Origin of the sequence: Bacillus sp. BB081, assembly GCF_008368895.1 — a bacterium.
GTDB lineage: Bacteria > Bacillota > Bacilli > Bacillales > Bacillaceae_G > Bacillus_A > Bacillus_A wiedmannii.
This window is the reverse complement of the sequence record NZ_QOZX01000063.1, coordinates 22,452-39,827: the sequence shown is the minus strand read 5'-3', so window position 1 is coordinate 39,827 and position 17,376 is coordinate 22,452. Positions and strand designations below refer to the sequence as shown.

Annotated in this window: 23 protein-coding genes; 6 read left to right on the top strand and 17 right to left on the bottom strand. The window is 34.2% G+C overall.

Features of this window, described 5'->3' with window-relative positions:
- Window positions 1–46 precede the first annotated feature (46 nt).
- Window positions 47–703 carry a DUF4085 family protein gene (locus DN394_RS23160; protein ID WP_149294287.1) on the bottom strand — a complete coding sequence of 219 codons (657 nt, stop codon included), beginning with the start codon at window positions 701–703 and terminating at the stop codon, window positions 47–49.
- A gap of 220 nt (window positions 704–923) precedes the next feature.
- Here DN394_RS23160 and DN394_RS23155 point away from each other — a divergent pair, with 220 nt between their 5' ends.
- Window positions 924–1,517 carry a hypothetical protein gene (locus DN394_RS23155; RefSeq protein ID WP_149294286.1) on the top strand — a complete coding sequence of 198 codons (594 nt, stop codon included), beginning with the start codon at window positions 924–926 and terminating at the stop codon, window positions 1,515–1,517.
- A gap of 81 nt (window positions 1,518–1,598) precedes the next feature.
- Here the strand turns inward: DN394_RS23155 and lpdA are convergent, their stop codons facing one another.
- The 5 genes from lpdA to DN394_RS23130 all read right to left on the bottom strand — a co-directional run bounded on the left by lpdA (window position 1,599) and on the right by DN394_RS23130 (window position 6,919).
- The gene (lpdA, locus tag DN394_RS23150) at window positions 1,599–2,978 is read right to left on the bottom strand and encodes a dihydrolipoyl dehydrogenase (protein WP_149294285.1); all 1,380 of its coding nucleotides are present in this window, start codon (window positions 2,976–2,978) and stop codon (window positions 1,599–1,601) included.
- A 15-nt stretch (window positions 2,979–2,993) separates the two neighbouring features.
- A complete protein-coding gene (locus DN394_RS23145) occupies window positions 2,994–4,193 on the bottom strand; it encodes a dihydrolipoamide acetyltransferase family protein (RefSeq protein ID WP_149294284.1) in 1,200 nt (399 codons plus the stop codon).
- 27 nt (window positions 4,194–4,220) lie between these two features.
- Entirely contained in the window at window positions 4,221–5,255 is a 1,035-nt protein-coding gene (gene acoB, locus DN394_RS23140; RefSeq protein WP_097994135.1) for an acetoin:2,6-dichlorophenolindophenol oxidoreductase subunit beta, read from the bottom strand.
- Between the two features lie 17 nt (window positions 5,256–5,272).
- On the bottom strand, window positions 5,273–6,271 hold the full coding sequence (acoA, locus tag DN394_RS23135) for an acetoin:2,6-dichlorophenolindophenol oxidoreductase subunit alpha (RefSeq protein ID WP_046954101.1): 999 nt from the start codon (window positions 6,269–6,271) through the stop codon (window positions 5,273–5,275).
- Window positions 6,272–6,439: 168 nt separating this feature from the next.
- Complete coding sequence (locus DN394_RS23130) at window positions 6,440–6,919, bottom strand: DinB family protein (RefSeq protein ID WP_097916881.1); 480 nt, start codon at window positions 6,917–6,919, stop codon at window positions 6,440–6,442.
- Window positions 6,920–7,106: 187 nt separating this feature from the next.
- Here DN394_RS23130 and DN394_RS23125 point away from each other — a divergent pair, with 187 nt between their 5' ends.
- Window positions 7,107–7,952 carry an oxidoreductase gene (locus DN394_RS23125; RefSeq protein WP_215594274.1) on the top strand — a complete coding sequence of 282 codons (846 nt, stop codon included), beginning with the start codon at window positions 7,107–7,109 and terminating at the stop codon, window positions 7,950–7,952.
- Window positions 7,953–7,993: 41 nt separating this feature from the next.
- A complete protein-coding gene (locus DN394_RS23120; RefSeq protein ID WP_097916877.1) occupies window positions 7,994–8,512 on the top strand; it encodes a GrpB family protein in 519 nt (172 codons plus the stop codon).
- 26 nt (window positions 8,513–8,538) lie between these two features.
- Here DN394_RS23120 and DN394_RS23115 read toward each other — a convergent pair whose 3' ends face one another.
- From DN394_RS23115 to DN394_RS23085, 7 genes are all read right to left on the bottom strand, one after another.
- Window positions 8,539–9,135, bottom strand: a complete 597-nt coding sequence (locus DN394_RS23115) for a uridine kinase family protein (protein WP_149294282.1) — start codon at window positions 9,133–9,135, stop codon at window positions 8,539–8,541.
- Between the two features lie 44 nt (window positions 9,136–9,179).
- Complete coding sequence (locus DN394_RS23110; protein ID WP_098628709.1) at window positions 9,180–9,560, bottom strand: DUF4181 domain-containing protein; 381 nt, start codon at window positions 9,558–9,560, stop codon at window positions 9,180–9,182.
- 19 nt (window positions 9,561–9,579) lie between these two features.
- Window positions 9,580–10,020 (bottom strand): NUDIX domain-containing protein, encoded by a 441-nt coding sequence (locus DN394_RS23105; RefSeq protein WP_149294281.1) that lies wholly within the window; start codon window positions 10,018–10,020, stop codon window positions 9,580–9,582.
- Between the two features lie 28 nt (window positions 10,021–10,048).
- Window positions 10,049–10,372, bottom strand: coding sequence for a DUF4181 domain-containing protein (locus DN394_RS23100; protein ID WP_149294280.1), 324 nt, complete (start codon window positions 10,370–10,372; stop codon window positions 10,049–10,051).
- 68 nt (window positions 10,373–10,440) lie between these two features.
- Window positions 10,441–11,265 (bottom strand): PP2C family serine/threonine-protein phosphatase, encoded by an 825-nt coding sequence (locus tag DN394_RS23095; RefSeq protein ID WP_149294279.1) that lies wholly within the window; start codon window positions 11,263–11,265, stop codon window positions 10,441–10,443.
- The gene (locus DN394_RS23090) at window positions 11,249–11,728 is read right to left on the bottom strand and encodes an HIT family protein (protein ID WP_000106234.1); all 480 of its coding nucleotides are present in this window, start codon (window positions 11,726–11,728) and stop codon (window positions 11,249–11,251) included. Before DN394_RS23090 ends, DN394_RS23095 begins: the two co-directional genes overlap by 17 nt.
- Before the next feature lie 112 nt (window positions 11,729–11,840).
- Complete coding sequence (locus tag DN394_RS23085; RefSeq protein ID WP_000509286.1) at window positions 11,841–12,008, bottom strand: glycine zipper domain-containing protein; 168 nt, start codon at window positions 12,006–12,008, stop codon at window positions 11,841–11,843.
- Window positions 12,009–12,225: 217 nt separating this feature from the next.
- Here DN394_RS23085 and DN394_RS23080 point away from each other — a divergent pair, with 217 nt between their 5' ends.
- Window positions 12,226–12,462, top strand: coding sequence for a hypothetical protein (locus DN394_RS23080; protein WP_141542913.1), 237 nt, complete (start codon window positions 12,226–12,228; stop codon window positions 12,460–12,462).
- Between the two features lie 49 nt (window positions 12,463–12,511).
- Here DN394_RS23080 and DN394_RS23075 read toward each other — a convergent pair whose 3' ends face one another.
- A complete protein-coding gene (locus tag DN394_RS23075) occupies window positions 12,512–13,348 on the bottom strand; it encodes an ABC transporter permease (protein ID WP_046954106.1) in 837 nt (278 codons plus the stop codon).
- Complete coding sequence (locus tag DN394_RS23070; protein WP_046954107.1) at window positions 13,341–14,546, bottom strand: quaternary amine ABC transporter ATP-binding protein; 1,206 nt, start codon at window positions 14,544–14,546, stop codon at window positions 13,341–13,343. The genes DN394_RS23075 and DN394_RS23070 overlap by 8 nt, the downstream gene beginning before the upstream one ends.
- Before the next feature lie 171 nt (window positions 14,547–14,717).
- Here DN394_RS23070 and DN394_RS23065 point away from each other — a divergent pair, with 171 nt between their 5' ends.
- The gene (locus tag DN394_RS23065) at window positions 14,718–15,575 is read left to right on the top strand and encodes a glycine betaine ABC transporter substrate-binding protein (protein ID WP_048547352.1); all 858 of its coding nucleotides are present in this window, start codon (window positions 14,718–14,720) and stop codon (window positions 15,573–15,575) included.
- 44 nt (window positions 15,576–15,619) lie between these two features.
- Here DN394_RS23065 and clpP read toward each other — a convergent pair whose 3' ends face one another.
- The gene (gene clpP / locus DN394_RS23060) at window positions 15,620–16,201 is read right to left on the bottom strand and encodes an ATP-dependent Clp endopeptidase proteolytic subunit ClpP (protein WP_097916871.1); all 582 of its coding nucleotides are present in this window, start codon (window positions 16,199–16,201) and stop codon (window positions 15,620–15,622) included.
- A gap of 21 nt (window positions 16,202–16,222) precedes the next feature.
- On the bottom strand, window positions 16,223–16,909 hold the full coding sequence (locus DN394_RS23055; protein WP_149294278.1) for an RNA polymerase subunit sigma-70: 687 nt from the start codon (window positions 16,907–16,909) through the stop codon (window positions 16,223–16,225).
- A gap of 142 nt (window positions 16,910–17,051) precedes the next feature.
- Between DN394_RS23055 and DN394_RS23050 the strand changes: the two genes are divergently transcribed.
- Window positions 17,052–17,372, top strand: a complete 321-nt coding sequence (locus DN394_RS23050; RefSeq protein WP_046954108.1) for a 2Fe-2S iron-sulfur cluster-binding protein — start codon at window positions 17,052–17,054, stop codon at window positions 17,370–17,372.
- Window positions 17,373–17,376: the final 4 nt, after the last annotated feature.

Sequence of the window (17,376 nt, the reverse complement as noted above, 5' to 3'; positions counted from 1 at the left end):
AACAGTCTTATAAGACTGTTTTTTATTAGTAAAGTTATAAACTTTACTAGTTACCTATCTCAAGCAATACGTCTTTTGCACAAATCGTCACTTCTTCAAAGGGGCAATCAAATAAAACACCCAATTCGAAACCCTGATTAATACGATCTATTTCATGACATAACCACCAAGCACCTTCAAAATGTTCCGGAATAGAACATTTCGTTACGCCTGTAAAAGTTACTTCCAGTTTATCAAATTCACTGAAAGTACCACTGCAATCTAAAGTTATTATTAGCTTATCTTCTGACCTTCTATCTACTGATTTGACTACACTGTCATGTAGTGCGTATTCATGTAGTTGAACGGCATTCTGCGCAAGCTTTTCTTTTATAGTATTATAATTATCTATATAAGCTTGTTCTAAATCACTCATTCTTTTCTCATAATCTACTGTCCACTCAAGCATAAGTTTCTTTAATTTTTTCGATGGGTATTCTGAATTAATTGTATTTTCATGAATGTATGGATGTAATGACTTAGGTAGAAACTTTAATAGATCTTCTTTCTTTTCTTCCACGTCTTCTCTTAAACTTTGCTTATAATCCATTCCTATCTTTTCGCTCTCTCGCAACATCTCTTCCCATTCTTCTACTGTTTCTGAGAAAATTAAAAATCCAGACACTTGCATTTCTTTATACCAATCTTTATTAAAATACTTCAAAGACTTTCCCCCTAAAACATTTTAACATCCAACAAAAGCAATACATCTATTTATTATATCATTCCAATAACTATTTTTTCTAAAGAAAAAATGCAAAACTATAAATATTCCGCCTTTTATTTCTAAAACTTCAGAATATTTACAATAGTTGATAATTAGAATACATTTTACTAGTACAAAGTTTCACCTGTACAAAATCTAAACAAAAAGGGATGGTTATATGTTGAAGAAATTAGTAGCAGGGACATTAGTAGCAGGATTTGCATTAACTGGAGGATTAGGTGCAGTAAGTGCAGAAGAAAAAAGTAACACAATTAATTCATTTGACTATTTACAAGTGGATGAACAGAATGTTAATTCATTTGCAAAATTAAGTGATCAGGATAAGAAAGACATCCAAATTACTATGGTATTACCAGAGCAAAATGAAAATGGAGATTGGCTAGCTTATGGTTTTACTAGTCGCGAAACATTAGATTCTTATATTGAAAAGGATAAAAAAGTACTTAAAAATAAAATTAACCCTTTAGGTAGCGGTGCTGGTAGTACTGATTTTTATGAACATAAAGATAAAGGTGGCCAATATATTTACTGGAGCAGCGGTTTTAAAAACTTACCTTCTAGCTGGAATGATAGAATTTCTTCTGTAAGTACAGCTTCACCTTCCGCAAGTTATTCAACGACACTTTGGGAGCATACTTCAACACAAGGATATGGAAAAGGTGTTTTATTTAAACATGCTGATTGGTACGGTAAGACTGCCAATTTAGCTGCTGATTGGAACGATATTACTTCAGCTATTGAAATTAAATAGTAATTGTATATTTGCTAATAAAAAATTTCAAACCACTATTCTCTCATTGATTTAGAGAATAGTGGTTTATTATATTTTCATCTAGGCATGTACAGCATGTCCTACAGCTTGTAATAACGCTTCATGAATCGCTTCAGATAAAGTTGGATGCGCTGCAATATAATCTCTCATAATATCAGCGGTAACTTCTGTATGAATCATTACAGTTCCTTGTCCGATTAGTTCGGTTGCACGAGGACCGATAATAGAAATCCCTATAATTTCTTGATATTTAGGTTCAACAATAACTTTTACTTTACCTGTTTGTTCTCCAATAATAAGCGCTTTTCCGTTCGCTGTAAAAGGAAATTCTCCGATAAGAATATCACCATATTGCTCTCTTGCATCTTTTTCGTTTAAACCAACACTTGCGATTTCTGGGGATGTGTATATACATCGAGGTACTGCATGATAGTTACCTTTCACATCTTCTCCACTCGCATGTAACGCTGCTGTCGTTCCTTCATGGAAAGCAACGTGAGCAAGTTGAATTCCACCAATCACATCACCTGCTGCGTAAATATGTGATACATTTGCTTGCATATGTTCATTCACAGAAATTCCTTTATTTGAAAATTGAACACCTGCTTTTTCTAAATCTAATTTTTGTACACGTGGTTTTCGGCCGACAGAAACGAGAACATATTCCGGATTGGCTTCTTGGATACTTCCTTCATATTCAAATGAAGCTTGCTTCTTATAATTATTTAATCCTTTTAAAACAGCTCCTGTAAATATTTCTACGCCATCATTTTCTAGTTTATCTCTTAAAATATGTGCGATATCTTCATCTTCACCAGGTAATAATTGCGGTGCCATTTCAACAATCGTAACTTTTGTTCCAAGACGACTATAAATACTTGCAAACTCGCAACCTATTACACCACCGCCAACGATTAATAATGATTTCGGTATGTTTTCTAGGGACATTGCATGGCTACTATTTAAAATCCACTTCCCATCAAATGGAGCAAAAGGTAATTCAGTCGGTTCTGAACCTGTTGCTATAATGAACTGGTCTCCATCTACTACATCTACTTTATCACCGTGTGTAACTCGTACACGGTGATCCGTTTCAAATTTCGCTTTACCTTGTATAACTTTTATTTTATTTTTCTTCATTAAATATTGAATTCCTTGGACGAGCTGCGTTACGATCTGTGATTTCCTCGCCTGTATTTGCTTCCAATCAATTGATATACTTCCATCGTTAAGTGTAATTCCATAATTATTCGCTTTTCTCACAATGTCATGCACTTCCGCACTTTCTAACAATGATTTTGTAGGCATGCAACCAACATTTAAACAAGTCCCGCCAAGATCTGCTTCATCAATAAGAGTGACATCTTTCCCATTTTGAGCCGCAGTAATTGCTGCTACATAACCAGCAGGTCCGCCTCCAATAACGACTAATTTACTCATTCTCTCACCTTCTCTTTATAAAAGAATTGTTACAGGTTCTTCTAAATAACGTTTAATTGTGCGTAAAAATGCAGCTGCTGGTGCGCCGTCTAGTACACGATGATCGAAAGTTAAACTTAAAGGTAATATGCTTCCTTTTTTTAATTTTTTCCCTTTATATACTGGAACATATTCAATTGCACCAACACCTAAAATACCAGTCTCAGGTGTATTTAATACTGGTGTGAAATACTCAATCCCAAAGCTACCTAAATTACTAATTGTAAAGGTTGTTCCTTGCATATCGTCACTACTTAAACTACCTTCTCTTGCTTTATGTGCAACGTTTTTAATCTCTTTAGATAACTCTACTAAAGATAAATTATTAGCAAAGCGAATAGACGGAACGACTAATCCTTTTTCTAAAGCGACTGCCATGCCTAAATGAACATGTTCAAATTGATGAATGGCATCATTTATATACGCGCTGTTCATTTCTTTATGCTCTCTAAGCGCTAATACAACAGCACGAGAAACAAAATCAGTAATAGTTAGTTTGTTATCATAGCGTTTTTGTACAACTTCCGCTATTTCTTTATGTAAAGCTACTAAATCTGTAATATCTACTTTCATCGTTAATGTTAATTGCGCACTATTTTGTAGGCTTGCATGCAAACGGTTCGCAATTGCTTTTCGCATACCAGTCACAGGAATGACTTTACTTTCTTCTTGTTCAAGTACTTCTGGAATTGCAACTCTTTCTTCAAGTGCCTTTAATACATCTACTTTTATAATTCTTCCACCAGGTCCTGTACCAATTAATGATCTAATATCAAGATTTTCAGTTTTTGCAATCTTTTTCGCAACCGGAGATATTTTGATTCTTTGCTTCGCTACTTCTTTCGCATATGGTTCTGGATGTTGTATATTTTTAGGTTCCGCATTAGGTGTTTTTTCTTCTACAACATTTGTATTTTCATAGACTTCTACTTTTTCGTTCGGCTTACCAATATAGCAAATTACAGTACCCGGTGGAACTCCCTCATCTTCACTTACAGTTATATCAAGAACAGTTCCATCAGCCGGTGCTTCTATTTCAGTTTCGATTTTTTCCGAGTTAATGCTAGCAATTAGTTCACCTTTTTCTACATTATCACCTGCTTTAATATTCCAGCTCGTAATAATACCTTCTTTCATCGCCATACCTAACTTTGGCATTACAACTTCAACAGCCATGTTTCTCTCTCCCTTCTCATCGTTTCATTACACATGTAATAAAGATTGGTCTCCGATCATTTCTGATACAGTTTCAATTACTTTTTCCGGCGTTGGTAAATATAACTTTTCAAGTGGTGGAGAGAACGGAACTGGTGTATGTGGTGCTGTAATTCGTTTAATAGGTGCATCTAACAAATCGAATCCTTTATCCGCTACAATTGCTGCAATATCCGTTGCGATACTACATCTTGGATTTGCTTCGTCAATAACAATTAGGCGATTCGTTTTTTCAACAGATGCTAAAATCGTATCTTCATCCAGTGGTGATAAAGAACGTGGATCAATTACTTCTACTTCAAGTCCCTTTTTCGATAATTGCTTTGCAGCTGCAAGTGCTGTATGAACTTGTTTTCCAATTGCGACGATTGTTACATCAGAACCTGCACGTTTAATATCTGCTTTCCCTAATGGAATTGTATAGTATTCTTCTGGTACTTCGCCTTTCATATTGTAAAGTGTTTTATCTTCAAAGAAGATCACTGGATCGTCATCTTCAATTGCTGCTAATAATAAGCCTTTTGCGTCATACGGAGTAGAAGGAACGACAACTTTTATACCTGGAATGCTCGTAAATAACGCATATAAACTTTGTGAATGCTGTGCCGCTGCGCTAAAACCAGCACCATGCATCGTACGTACTGTAACTGGCACTTTCGCTTTACCACCGAACATGTAGCGGAACTTTGCGCCTTGGTTTAATACTTGATCAAGGCAACTACCTATAAAGTCATTAAACATTAATTCAGCAATCGGACGTAATCCTGTTGCAGCAGCTGCCATCGCCGCCCCCATATAACCCGCTTCTGAAATAGGTGTATCTAAAATACGATTTCGGCCAAATTCTTGTACAAGGCCTTTCGTAACACCGAGTACACCGCCCCATGCTTCATCTTCTTGCAAGTGATCAACTTGTGCACCGCCTGCAACATCTTCTCCGATTAAAATTACATTTTCATCACGACGCATTGATATTTTCATCGCTTCATTAATTGCAGTTGACATACTTACTGTTCTAGTCATTATTTTTCACCCTCCTCTTATTTGTAAGAAACGTATACATCTTTTAATAATTCTTCATCCTCTGGATATGGACTATTTTCACTAAATTCAATTGATCTTTGCACTGCTTCATCTACTGCCTTTTCCATATCGACAAGTTCAGATTCAGTTAATAGCGCTTCATGAATTAAATGCTTACGGAAATTCACAATCGCATCTTTTTCATTTAAATGTTCTTCTTTTTCTTCTGAAGTTTTATACGTTTGTGCTTCACCTTCGAAATGACCGTAATTGCGATATGTCATACATTCAATTATTGTTGGACCACCACCATTACGCGCACGTTCTACTGCTTCTTCCGCGGCTTTATATACTGCAAGTAAATCTTTTCCATCCACTTGAATACCTGGAATATTGTAGGCTTTTGCTCGATCTGCAATGGAATCACAACTTGACGCATATTCAAATGTCGTTGCTTCACCGTAACCGTTATTTTCGGCGATAAAAATAACTGGTAACTTCCAAATCGCTGCTAAATTAACCCCTTCGTGAAATGTCCCTTCATTATTTGCTCCGTCACCGAAGAAGCAAACACTCACATCTTTCGTTCCTTTATATTTAGCTGTTAATGCTGAGCCACAAGCAAGTGGAAAACCTCCACCTACAATCCCATTTGCACCAAGCATTCCTTTATTTAAATCGGCAATATGCATGGAACCGCCTTTACCTTTACATAACCCTGTCACTTTCCCGAAAAGTTCAGCCATCATCCCGTTTAAATCACAGCCTTTTGCGATACAATGTCCATGTCCTCTATGCGTACTTGTAATACTGTCACGATCCGTTAAGTGGGCACATACACCAACTGCTACCGCTTCTTCACCTGCGTATAAATGAACGAAACCTGGCAGAACGCCTTGGGCGAATAATTCATGCACCTTATCTTCAAACTTACGAATCTCTAACATTTTTTCATACATCCAACGAGCTTGTTCTTTCGTAATTTCATTCCCTTTACTTTCAGTTGTTTTTAACATGTTCAGCCCTCCTATTTTCTTGTTCATCTTTTATATTGCAAGTACTGTGCCAATTTCTAATCCTTGATTTCATGGGTTTTCTCATTTCTTTCATAATAAAAAGTGGACAAAATGAGACATATGTCTCGTTTTGTCCACTTTTGTTCACCTAATTTGAGAATTATTATCTTATTCATTCTCAAAACTCTTCTGTAACTTCCGGATGTAAATAATTTGACCAATATGATAAGCGTTATGAGTTGTTACATTTGCTAATATTTCCCACCACTTTGCAGAAACAGGAAATCCAACTACATCACTTTCAACCTTCTCTTCATTTATAAGCTTTTGCCATTGTAACAGTTTCTCTAGTAGTTTTTCTCTTAACTCATCGAAGGTTTGATTATCTGAAAGCATAAAACTTTTGTTATTATCACCAATAGCGGGCACGGCATCCACATTCGATTCTTTGTACCTAGTTTGCCACGTTGAATTCCAATACAGTAAATGTTGTACAATTTCAGCTATACTATTACTCTCTTCATTCGGTTTCCAGAAAGCTTCTCTCTCAGGTAGATCTTTCACTGCATCTGAAAATGGAATATACCAACTAGGATCGTTTGCATTCGCTAATAATTGATCTGCTAAAACATCTTTTACATGGGCCATTTTTTCCCCTCATTTCATTAACATATTAATACTCACTTTTCTATATACGCTGAGTCTTTATAATTCCCTCTTTTAAAAATCTCATAGAATATAGAATTAACGGGTATTGCTCTCAAAACGAATGTAAGAATAATAGATTTTCTTATCATAACTCGTTATGATAAAAGAAAAAGAAAGCTGGCGGAAAATGGATAAAAAAATCGCAGTTATAACCGGGGCTTCAAGTGGTTTCGGTCTTTTAACAACACTTGAGCTTGCGAAAAAAGACTATTTAGTCATAGCTACAATGCGAAACCTTAATAAACAAGAAGATTTAATATCTCAAGCTACTAAACTGAACTTACAACAAAACATCAAAATTCAACAATTAGATGTAACCAATCAAAACTCTATACATAACTTTCAATTATTTTTAAAAGAAATAATTAGAGTAGATCTTCTCATTAATAATGCAGGATATGCACATGGGGGCTTTGTAGAAGAAATTCCAGTAGAGGAATACCGTAAACAATTTGAAACGAATCTTTTTGGGGCTATATCAATCACTCAGCTTGTTTTACCTTATATGAGAGTACAAAAAGGTGGGAAAATCATTAATATAAGTAGCATTAGTGGTCAAGTTGGATTCCCTGGTCTATCCCCTTACGTTTCTTCAAAATATGCGTTAGAAGGCTGGAGTGAATCCCTTCGTTTAGAAGTAAAACCGTTCGGAATAGATGTTGTATTAGTGGAACCAGGTTCTTATAACACAAATATTTGGGAAGTGGGTAAACAACTAGCTACAAACCAATCTGATACTACTTCTCCTTACAAAGAATATATGGATAAAATACAAAAACATATTAATAGCGGCAGTGATACATTTGGTAATCCGATAGATGTTTCTAATAAAATTGTAGAAATTGCTGAATCGAAGCGTACGAATTTACGATACCCAATTGGAAAAGGTGTAAAATTTATGATCTTTGCGAAGAGGATTCTTCCTTGGAGATTGTGGGAATACCTTGTATTGAGAACCTTTAAGAAAATGTAGTTAACTTTTTTGATAAACATTTTGAAAGAGGTGCTAATTAAATGTTAGGTTTACCGTATGGAAAAGTGTTTTTAGTTCCGTGGACTGAAGAATGGCAAATTGAATTTATGAAAGAGAAACAATTCATTGAGGAACAAATTGGTGAACATATTTTAGCAATACACCATATTGGTAGTACTTCTATTCCACATTTAAGTGCAAAGCCAATTATTGATATTGCAATCGAATTAGAAAATTATACGGACGGTTTAAAATGTATAAACAAGTTAGAACTACTAAACTATAAATACAGAAAAGATGCATTGCCTGAACGATATTATTTTAATAAAGGAGAACCACGAACTCATCAAATTCATATGTATGAACAAAGGAATACATATTTAATAGAACAATTACAATTCAGAGATTACTTAATAGACAATAAAACTTCTCGTATTCAGTATGAACAGTTAAAGATTCAACTTTCACAAGCTAACCCTAATGATAAACATAAATATGCTGAGGATAAAACAAATTTCGTTACATCTATTATAGCTAAAATAAATGATAAATTTAAATAAGAAACCATTTACTACTCAATGGTTTCTTATTTATTAGTTAACTCTTGATTTGTACCATCAATTATAAAATCTGCAAATTCATGTGGTTTATGACTTTCTACATACATATCTTCAGCAACCATCCAATTGTTTTCCCACATATCACGTGCTGTTTCGCCATCTCTAGCAACCCCTCTTTTTATACGTGTTTCACGAGGACAATTCACCCATATTTTCAAATCATACATTTCCGCCAGTTCCTGACGTGTTGCATATACACCTTCTATAATAACAATTCCATTTGCAAGAACAGTATGAGATTCTGCTAAAGAATCCGTTTCCCAATCGTAACGTTTATAACATCCTTCAATGCCATTACTAATCGGATCTAAAACTTCTTGTAAAAGGCGTTTCCAATCAAAATCTGCACCAATCGATTTATTCGTAGGATGTTCATTTATAATTTGTGAGCATGGTAAATAAAAATCATCCATATGAACAATCGTTACAGTTGAAAACTTACTTTTTATTTTATTAGCTAACGTACTTTTTCCTGCACCACCACAACCATCAATACCTATTATTAGAAGTGATTGTTCTTTCCATTTTTCTTCAATCCATTTTAAAATTAAGTCTAAATCCAAACTAATCCATCCCCTTATATCTCTTACATTCCATTATTAAAGTTTTACGTTGCAGGTGGAACGAAATAAACTAGTATTGAGAGCATCAATATAAATGCAACCATTCCCGTTATCGAGAGTATATATTCTCTTGATTCTCTATCATACTTCCATTCCATCCATGCTCTTAAAGTCGATGATATCCCTAAATAAATGAACATGACATAAGCCATTTTAGAGTTTTCAAATTTAAACATATAATAACAACTACCTATTATATAAATAATAATAAGCCCTATTTCCAATTTTACATGTAAACTATTCACATGCTTATATCCAAAGAATCCTCTTTTCTCCATATTCAACTTTCTTCTTAAAAACTGTTCTAAGAAATATCCACCAATACCTAGTCCAATAATAATAATCAAAATTGTAGAGGTACCCATTGTTATCCCTCCTATTACTTTATTTATTTTTAGAAATAAGGTGGACTATATTTCGGTTATTCTCTTCTAAATAACTTACAATCCCTTCAGGATATGTGGGCTTCTCCTTTAATTCATTTATACTTTTCCAAGTTAATATAATATCCTCATATTCTTTATGTCTTATTTCATTTGTTATTCTCTCTTTAACAGTTCCCCGATGCATCAATGTGCAATGATGTCCTTTTTCGTTATTCCACTTGAAAATATCCTCATTTACAACGGCTAACTCTTGAACATCAATCTTCAAATCGTATTCTTCTATTAATTCTCGTATTATTGCTTCTTTTGCTGTTTCACCAAATTCAATAGAACCGCCTGGAAAACGATAAAATGTTTCACTTAAATCACATTGTACAAGTACTTCAGAATGATCTTCATTTAAAATCATTACTTCAGCACGTAATTTAGGTATTTTCATTTTGTCACTCCGTTCATTCCACATATGATTAAATCCAATAACTATAAAAGAAGAGATTAAACATAATTCCTGTTATTATTAATAAAGGAACTGTTCCTAAAGAACTGACATATTCCCTTGATTCTTTATCATATTTCCACTCCATATATGATTGAAAGCAGTATAAAGTTATTAAAAATAATATGGGTAAATTACTAATATAAATAGGATTTAAAGTGGCACATATCATTGTAACAATTATATAAGAAATGATAAGAGCCCTAGTACCCCATTTATGAGAGTTGTTTACATATTTACTATTCCATTCAGTTTGTTTCGGTATATTTAAATTTTTTCTCACTCCTTTTTCCAAAATAACTACAAATATGATCCATAATACTAATAAAATTACTTTAACTAAAAACAGTGATGTCTCCTCCTTTACCTTTTATCTGGCTGATCACTCGGATATGTAGCATTCTCTTTGTTTTCAACGTCCCAACTAATAATTGTCGCACTATCTCGTCCGAATTGATGATGAACGTGCTCTAATACATAATGAACACTTTCTTCAAGTTCTATATTATTTCTATTCATATCATTATACAGATTCAATGGTGTTTCATAATGACGTTCCCCGCATTCTAATACCCCATCTGTGACCATGACAATTCGATTCTTCCCAGTACGTAATTCACGAATTCCTGTTGAATAGCAAGGGACTGGTAAATTAAATGTGTTTATATTTCCAATCCATTCGTAAAAATGACGTTGATTTAATGCATATTGTCCTAACTTATGTAACTCTTCATGAAATACATAAATGAGGCAATCGCCAATAGATAACCACCATATATAATTTTCTTTTCTTACACATATTAAGCAAGCTGTTTCACCTTTAATTCTTTGGCACTTTTCCTTAAATGTAGAGGATTGAAAGATAGTAAGAATATGATTTTCAATAGATCGAAATACTGTATCAATCGATTCATTCAGCATTACTTTTATATTTTCATATTCCTTTTCGATTGTATTTACTACTAAATCAACACTGTCTGCACTATTATGTCCATCTAAAATAGCTGCAAATTCCCATTCACCATTTGACCAAACTAATGCACCATCTTCATTCTTTTTCGCTCCAGCACTTATATTCCCGCCATATTTACCAAGTACAATATCACCATATTGCTTAACTAAGATTTCACCTAAACACATTTCCCTACTTCCAACCCACGAATATTGTGTATTATTTGTTGTATGCATACTCATTTACCATATACTTTCGTATTCTTTCGCATAGTTTTTTTATTTTCTCTTCGTCACCATATGGTGCACCAGTCCATTTCGCTACTTCGGTTGGTGACCAAAACTCTTTTGGTGTATTCGGATAACGCGGAATAATGTGCATATGCATATGTGGTACACCATTTCCTGAAACAAAAGTGTAAATATGTTCTGCTCCTTCACTTTCTTTTAATGCTTTACTTACTCTACTTGTTATAAGTCCGAACGCTTTCGCTTCTTCATCTGTTAGTTCAGCGAGGCCAGGTACATGTCTTTTTATATCTATCATTACATAACCTAGGTATGTTTCTTCACTATCCCAGTGGACATGTCCAACGTAAACGAGTTCATCTTCGTAAATAGCACCACCTGGAACTATAATATTTCCTTTATGTTTTTCGCAAATGAAGCAGTTTTGTTCTACTTGATTGTTTGTTGACATATCCATCACCATCCTTTTTATATATAATATCACAAAAAAAGGAAAAACAGGTTTGATATTCCGAATTTTCATTCTTTTGATACAGCAATTTTTGAAATGAATTTACACCTCATTATTTCTTCAAAAACGCAATCCCAATTATAATCCCAATCACAATTCCGATTACTAAATTATTTGTAAAGTGCCCTTGAAATACACCAATTACAACCCCTATACCGACACCTATTGCCAAAGCATCATTTCTTTTTTTATTTTTAGCCAAAATTGCATTTCCTCCCATCATTTCTCCCTAAATAACATACATTTACTTGAATGTATTAATATATGCACTATCTCGTTTCAATATTTCCAAAAAATGTACTATAACTTCACATATAATATTTTCCATTTTATGTACATACACCTTTTATCATAAAAAAATTTCAAGTAACCATTAATTGTACATAGGCATTTACTATAAGAAAGATCCGTAATTTATTTAAGGAGGAACGATTTAAATGCATCCTTATTGGAATCCAAATATGAATCAACAATATGTTTATTCCCCCCATACCGTAAGGAATACATTACATCATGATTCACAATATATGATGCAGCGTATTGCAAGTCTTGAAAGTCAATTAGCGAAACTAATCTCATTAATCGACGAAAATAATCAATTAATTAAATCCATGGAACAACAACAAAACCAAGTTTGTGCACCAGCTGGAGGTTCTGTTATCGTTCGTATGTAATTTTTTTAAACAAAAAACACACTTTGTATAGTAAAGTGTGTTTTCTTTTTTATCTTCTTTTTTGATGAAATCCTTGTGTAATGCGGTCTAATATAATCGCAATGACAACAATAGCTAGTCCGGCTTCAAATCCCATTCCTATATTAACTTGTGTTACAGAGCGGTATACATCAACTCCAAGTCCAGGAGCTCCTACAAGTGATGCTGTTACAACCATCGATAACGAAAGCATAATACTTTGGTTCACTCCAGCCATAATCGTTCCGGTTGCAAGTGGTAATTGTACTTTAAATAGTTTTTGTGATGCTGTGGATCCAAATGCATTCGCTGCTTCAATTAAATCTTCTGGAACTTGTCTAATTCCTAAGTCAGTAAAACGAATTGTCGGTGGCATTGCAAAGATTACGGATGCGATAATCCCAGGCACTACACCTACTCCGAAAAATGTAATTGCAGGAATAAGATATACGAAAGCCGGCATTGTTTGCATAAAGTCTAATGTCGGTTTTAAAAATTTTGAGAAGCGTTCATTTTGAGATGCTAATATCCCAATTGGAATTCCAACAATAATTGAGATAATAACGGATGTTAATACGAGTGCCAATGTTTGCATCGTTTGTGCCCAGTAGTTAATATTTAAAATAAATAATAATCCAATAAGCGTAAAAATAACTAAAGATAATTTTCTCGTTGTGTACCAAATGAGGAAACAAAGGATAATAATCATCAATATGGCTGGTATTATTATTAAAAAATTAGTGAGTAAATCAACGAATCCTCCAATAATATAAGAGAACCCTCGGAATAAGCCTTCAAAGTGCTCATATAAACTTGCAACAAATGAATCGACCCATTCCCCTAATGGAATGCGCGGTATACTATTCATCGTCCTTCACCTCTTCCTCAATGTTACCTGCAAGAGCTTGAATGACACTTTCACGTTTAATAATTCCTCTTAACCTTTTCTTCTCATCGATTACGGGTAACGGATATTTCATCTCCGCCATTTTTGCATACGTCTCTTCAAGTAAAGTATCTAAATATACATGCGGAATATCGTTAAGTAATAAATCAGCGATTGGCCACTGTTTTTGCACTGCTTTACTTGCATCATCCGCAGTTAATATACCTAAAAATTCATACTTTTTGTTAACAACATACACAGTAGAAACGCCAGCGTTCCTCATAATTTGAAGTGCTACACGCGGTCCACGATCAATTAATAAAGTCTCCGGTCGTTTTAATATAGATTCCGCCGTAATTACTTTTCCTAAATTTACATCCGCTACGAATTTCTCTACAAATTCATTGGCAGGACTCATCATAATTTCTTCCGGTGTTCCAATTTGGACAATCTCTCCATCTTTCATTAATGCGATACGATCTCCAATTCGAAGAGCTTCATCTAAATCATGTGTAATAAAAATAATTGTTTTCTCCATTTTATCTTGTAATTCTAACAGCTCATCTTGCATTTCTTTTCGAATCAGTGGGTCTAATGCACTAAATGACTCATCCATTAACAATACATCTGGATTATTTGTTAATGCCCTTGCGATTCCAACACGCTGCTGCATACCGCCACTAAGTTGACTTGGATAATTATCTTTATGATGATCGAGTCCTACTAACTGTAGCGATTCTAACGCTTTATTCTCTCTTTCCTCTACTGGAACTCCTTGAATTTCTAACCCGTACGCAACATTTTGTATCACTGTACGATGTGGAAATAAAGCGAACTTTTGAAACACCATACTCATCTTCGTTCTTCTCACTCTTCGCAACTCTTCTTTTCCCATCGTTGCGATATCTTCACCATCTATGTATATATGCCCCGCTGTTGGTTTAATTAATTGGTTTAACATCCGAACTAACGTAGATTTCCCGCTACCAGACAAACCCATAATAACGAAAATCTCTCCAGTATATACTTCAAAGGTTGCCTTTTTTACACCCACGTTCATTCCTGTCTCTTTCAAAATTTCCGATTTGCTTTTTCCTTCTTTTAATAAAGACAGCGCTCTTTGCGGGTGTTTCCCAAATACTTTTGTTACGTTTTCAACACGCACCTTTGTATTATCCATGTCACTACTCCTTTTCTACCCATCTATTCATATAGTGTTGCGATTTTGCAAAGAAATATTACATAAAAATGACATTCATAAGATTTCTTTAAAATTCGCGTTTCCGTTCATAATAAGAATGCTTACTTATACATTTATTTAAAAAGGCAAACGTTTCTTAGGAGGGTTTCGATGAAAAAGAAAATATGGCTTATATGCCTTGCATTATTTATTACTATGATTTTCTCTTCATGTAATGCAACAAATGCAAATTCGAAAGGGAAAATTAAACTTGGTGTAACAAGTTGGAAAGAAAACATTGCAACGGCAAACATGTGGAAAGTTTTATTAGAACAAAAAGGTTACAAAGTTGAGCTCATGTACTTAGAAAAAGCTGCAATTTGGACTGGCGTTGCTCGCGGTGATGTTGATGCTAATTTAGAAGTATGGCTACCCGTTACGGATAAACCGCTAAATGCTCGTTATAAAGATGATATAGTCTTAAAATCAAAATGGTATGAAGGTACTGGACTTGGCCTTGTCGTCCCTTCTTATATGAAAAACATTAACAGTATTGAGGATTTAAATGCTCATAAAGATGAACTAGATAACAAAATTGTCGGTATCGAACCCGGTAGTAGTCTTATGAATTTAACAAATAAAGCGATGAAGGAATATGATATTAAACTAAAACTTGTCCAATCTTCTGAAGCTGCGATGATGAGTGAATTAAAGAAAGCATATACGAAAAAGAAACCAATCGCTGTTACGCTTTGGAATCCGCATTGGGGCTTTTCAGAATTTGACTTAAAATATTTAAAAGACCCTAAAAAAGTATATGGTGAAAAAGATGACATTTATTACTCTGTTCGTAAAGGTTTCGAAAAAGATTATCCAGATATCGTGAAATACTTTGACAAATGGAAAATGAACGATGAACAACTTGGTACATTAATGGTCATGTTAAATAAAACGAAAGATCCTGAAGAAGCGGCGCGCAAATGGATTGAAAAGAATCAAGCGCTAGTTGATGAATGGGTAAAAGATTAATAAAACAGGCTAGAGGATATGCTATTCCTCTAGCCTGTTTTATCTTATTTTTTCGTAACAACATCATCTACAATCCCATATTCTTTCGCTTCTTCAGCAGTCATAAAATAGTCTCTTTCTGTATCATGTGCTACTCTTTCAATCGATTGCCCCGTTTTTTCTGCAATCATTTTATTAATATCACGCTTTAACTTTAGTATTCTTTTCGCTGTTATTTCAATTTCTGTTGCCTGGCCTTGCGCACCACCAAGTGGCTGATGAATCATAATTTCACTGTTAGGGAGCGCAAACCGTTTTCCTTTTGCACCTGATAATAATAACAATGCACCAAATGATGCTGCAAATCCCATGCATAGCGTTTGTACATCTGGTTTAATGAGATTCATCGTATCTAATATGGCAAAACCAGCTGTCGTTGATCCGCCTGGGCTATTAATGTATAAAAATATATCTTTCTCTGCATCTTCCGCTTCTAAAAATAATAATTGAGCTACGACACTACTCGCTACTTGGTCGTTAATTTCTGAACCGATAATAATAATTCGGTCTTTTAATAACCTTGAATATATATCATAGGAACGTTCTCCTAATTTCGTTTGTTCTACAACATATGGAATTGTATTCATTTTAAATCCCTCCAATAATTGTTATGCCGCGCAAAGCATACAACTGTAGGAAGAAGGTCTTTTCACACCAAATAGTAAGACTGGCTGTATAGATGGTAACTTAGTAAAATCTATTGTCGGAAGGAGTTTCGTTAATAATTCTGGTCTCTCCTCACGAATAGACGTTACTACAACTTCAATATCATCTGTGAACTCGACTATCTCAATCCCTTCTTCACTTACAGTTTTCAGCCTATTTCTACTCCGAAATAAAGAAGCTTTCACTGCCCCTTCCGATACGGAACATACTTTAGCGATATCAGCGATACTATATTGAAAAACATCCTTTAATAATAAAATTGCGGATTGCTGTACATTTAATAAAGATAATACTTTCCCTACCATTTCATGCAAATCTGCGATTTTTTCATGCGGTTCTTCAAAAGTAATTTGGTCCCTTATTTTTTCATGTACTGATTTTGACTTCATTTGATCTAACCAACGATTTCTAGCTATTTTATAGACGAGTGTCATACAAATATTTTTATTACTATATTTTTGAAGAACTTTACATACTGTTTCTTGAGCGAGATCTTCTCCGTCCCATTTGTTTTTCGTTAAAAAAGTACAGTACCTTTTTAACTCTCCATATTGCTCAATTAAACAGTTTATATTTGAATGATTCGTATCAATATGGTTCTGTAAAATCTGGATTACTTTTGTGCACAAAATAACCACTCCTTTTCAGCGCTTACTTAATTAACGATTCAACAAATAAAAAAGTTACGGGCATATAAAAAAATTATGTTTATGTTCAATAATTCGCGGTCATAAATATGTTATGTACAATTTTACGTGAGGAGGAACAAATTTGCCAAAATTAACAATTGAAGGTGCGGGAACTTTTGATGTGAAAGAAGGAACAAAGTTAGTATTAGCGATTGAAGATAACGGTGTACATATTCTCCATCGTTGCGGTGGTAAAGCACGTTGCACTACTTGTAGAGTTGAAATTATAGCGGGTGATTTCTGTGAAGCGAGCACAAATGAAAAAAATGCGATTACAGAAAAAGGAATTGAAGATCACTTACGTTTATCATGCCAAATGCACGTACATAAAGATATAGTCGTTCGTCCTATACTTACAGTAGAAAATTCAGGTCTTGATGCAGGCCCACGCCCAGCAGAATAATATG

Coding starts and splice junctions, on each gene's coding strand:
- acoA (WP_046954101.1), bottom strand. CDS start 6,271: ATGTTAAAAACAACTGAAAGTAAAGGGAATGAAATTACGAAAGAACAA.
- DN394_RS23130 (WP_097916881.1), bottom strand. CDS start 6,919: ATGGCCCATGTAAAAGATGTTTTAGCAGATCAATTATTAGCGAATGCA.
- DN394_RS23155 (WP_149294286.1), top strand. CDS start 924: ATGTTGAAGAAATTAGTAGCAGGGACATTAGTAGCAGGATTTGCATTA.
- DN394_RS23070 (WP_046954107.1), bottom strand. CDS start 14,546: ATGGATAATACAAAGGTGCGTGTTGAAAACGTAACAAAAGTATTTGGG.
- clpP (WP_097916871.1), bottom strand. CDS start 16,201: ATGAATACAATTCCATATGTTGTAGAACAAACGAAATTAGGAGAACGT.
- DN394_RS23105 (WP_149294281.1), bottom strand. CDS start 10,020: ATGAAAATACCTAAATTACGTGCTGAAGTAATGATTTTAAATGAAGAT.
- DN394_RS23075 (WP_046954106.1), bottom strand. CDS start 13,348: ATGAATAGTATACCGCGCATTCCATTAGGGGAATGGGTCGATTCATTT.
- DN394_RS23145 (WP_149294284.1), bottom strand. CDS start 4,193: ATGGCTGTTGAAGTTGTAATGCCAAAGTTAGGTATGGCGATGAAAGAA.
- DN394_RS23125 (WP_215594274.1), top strand. CDS start 7,107: ATGGATAAAAAAATCGCAGTTATAACCGGGGCTTCAAGTGGTTTCGGT.
- DN394_RS23095 (WP_149294279.1), bottom strand. CDS start 11,265: ATGCATACAACAAATAATACACAATATTCGTGGGTTGGAAGTAGGGAA.
- DN394_RS23080 (WP_141542913.1), top strand. CDS start 12,226: ATGCATCCTTATTGGAATCCAAATATGAATCAACAATATGTTTATTCC.
- acoB (WP_097994135.1), bottom strand. CDS start 5,255: ATGACTAGAACAGTAAGTATGTCAACTGCAATTAATGAAGCGATGAAA.
- DN394_RS23110 (WP_098628709.1), bottom strand. CDS start 9,560: ATGGGTACCTCTACAATTTTGATTATTATTATTGGACTAGGTATTGGT.
- DN394_RS23085 (WP_000509286.1), bottom strand. CDS start 12,008: ATGGGAGGAAATGCAATTTTGGCTAAAAATAAAAAAAGAAATGATGCT.
- lpdA (WP_149294285.1), bottom strand. CDS start 2,978: ATGAGTAAATTAGTCGTTATTGGAGGCGGACCTGCTGGTTATGTAGCA.
- DN394_RS23120 (WP_097916877.1), top strand. CDS start 7,994: ATGTTAGGTTTACCGTATGGAAAAGTGTTTTTAGTTCCGTGGACTGAA.
- DN394_RS23090 (WP_000106234.1), bottom strand. CDS start 11,728: ATGTCAACAAACAATCAAGTAGAACAAAACTGCTTCATTTGCGAAAAA.
- DN394_RS23065 (WP_048547352.1), top strand. CDS start 14,718: ATGAAAAAGAAAATATGGCTTATATGCCTTGCATTATTTATTACTATG.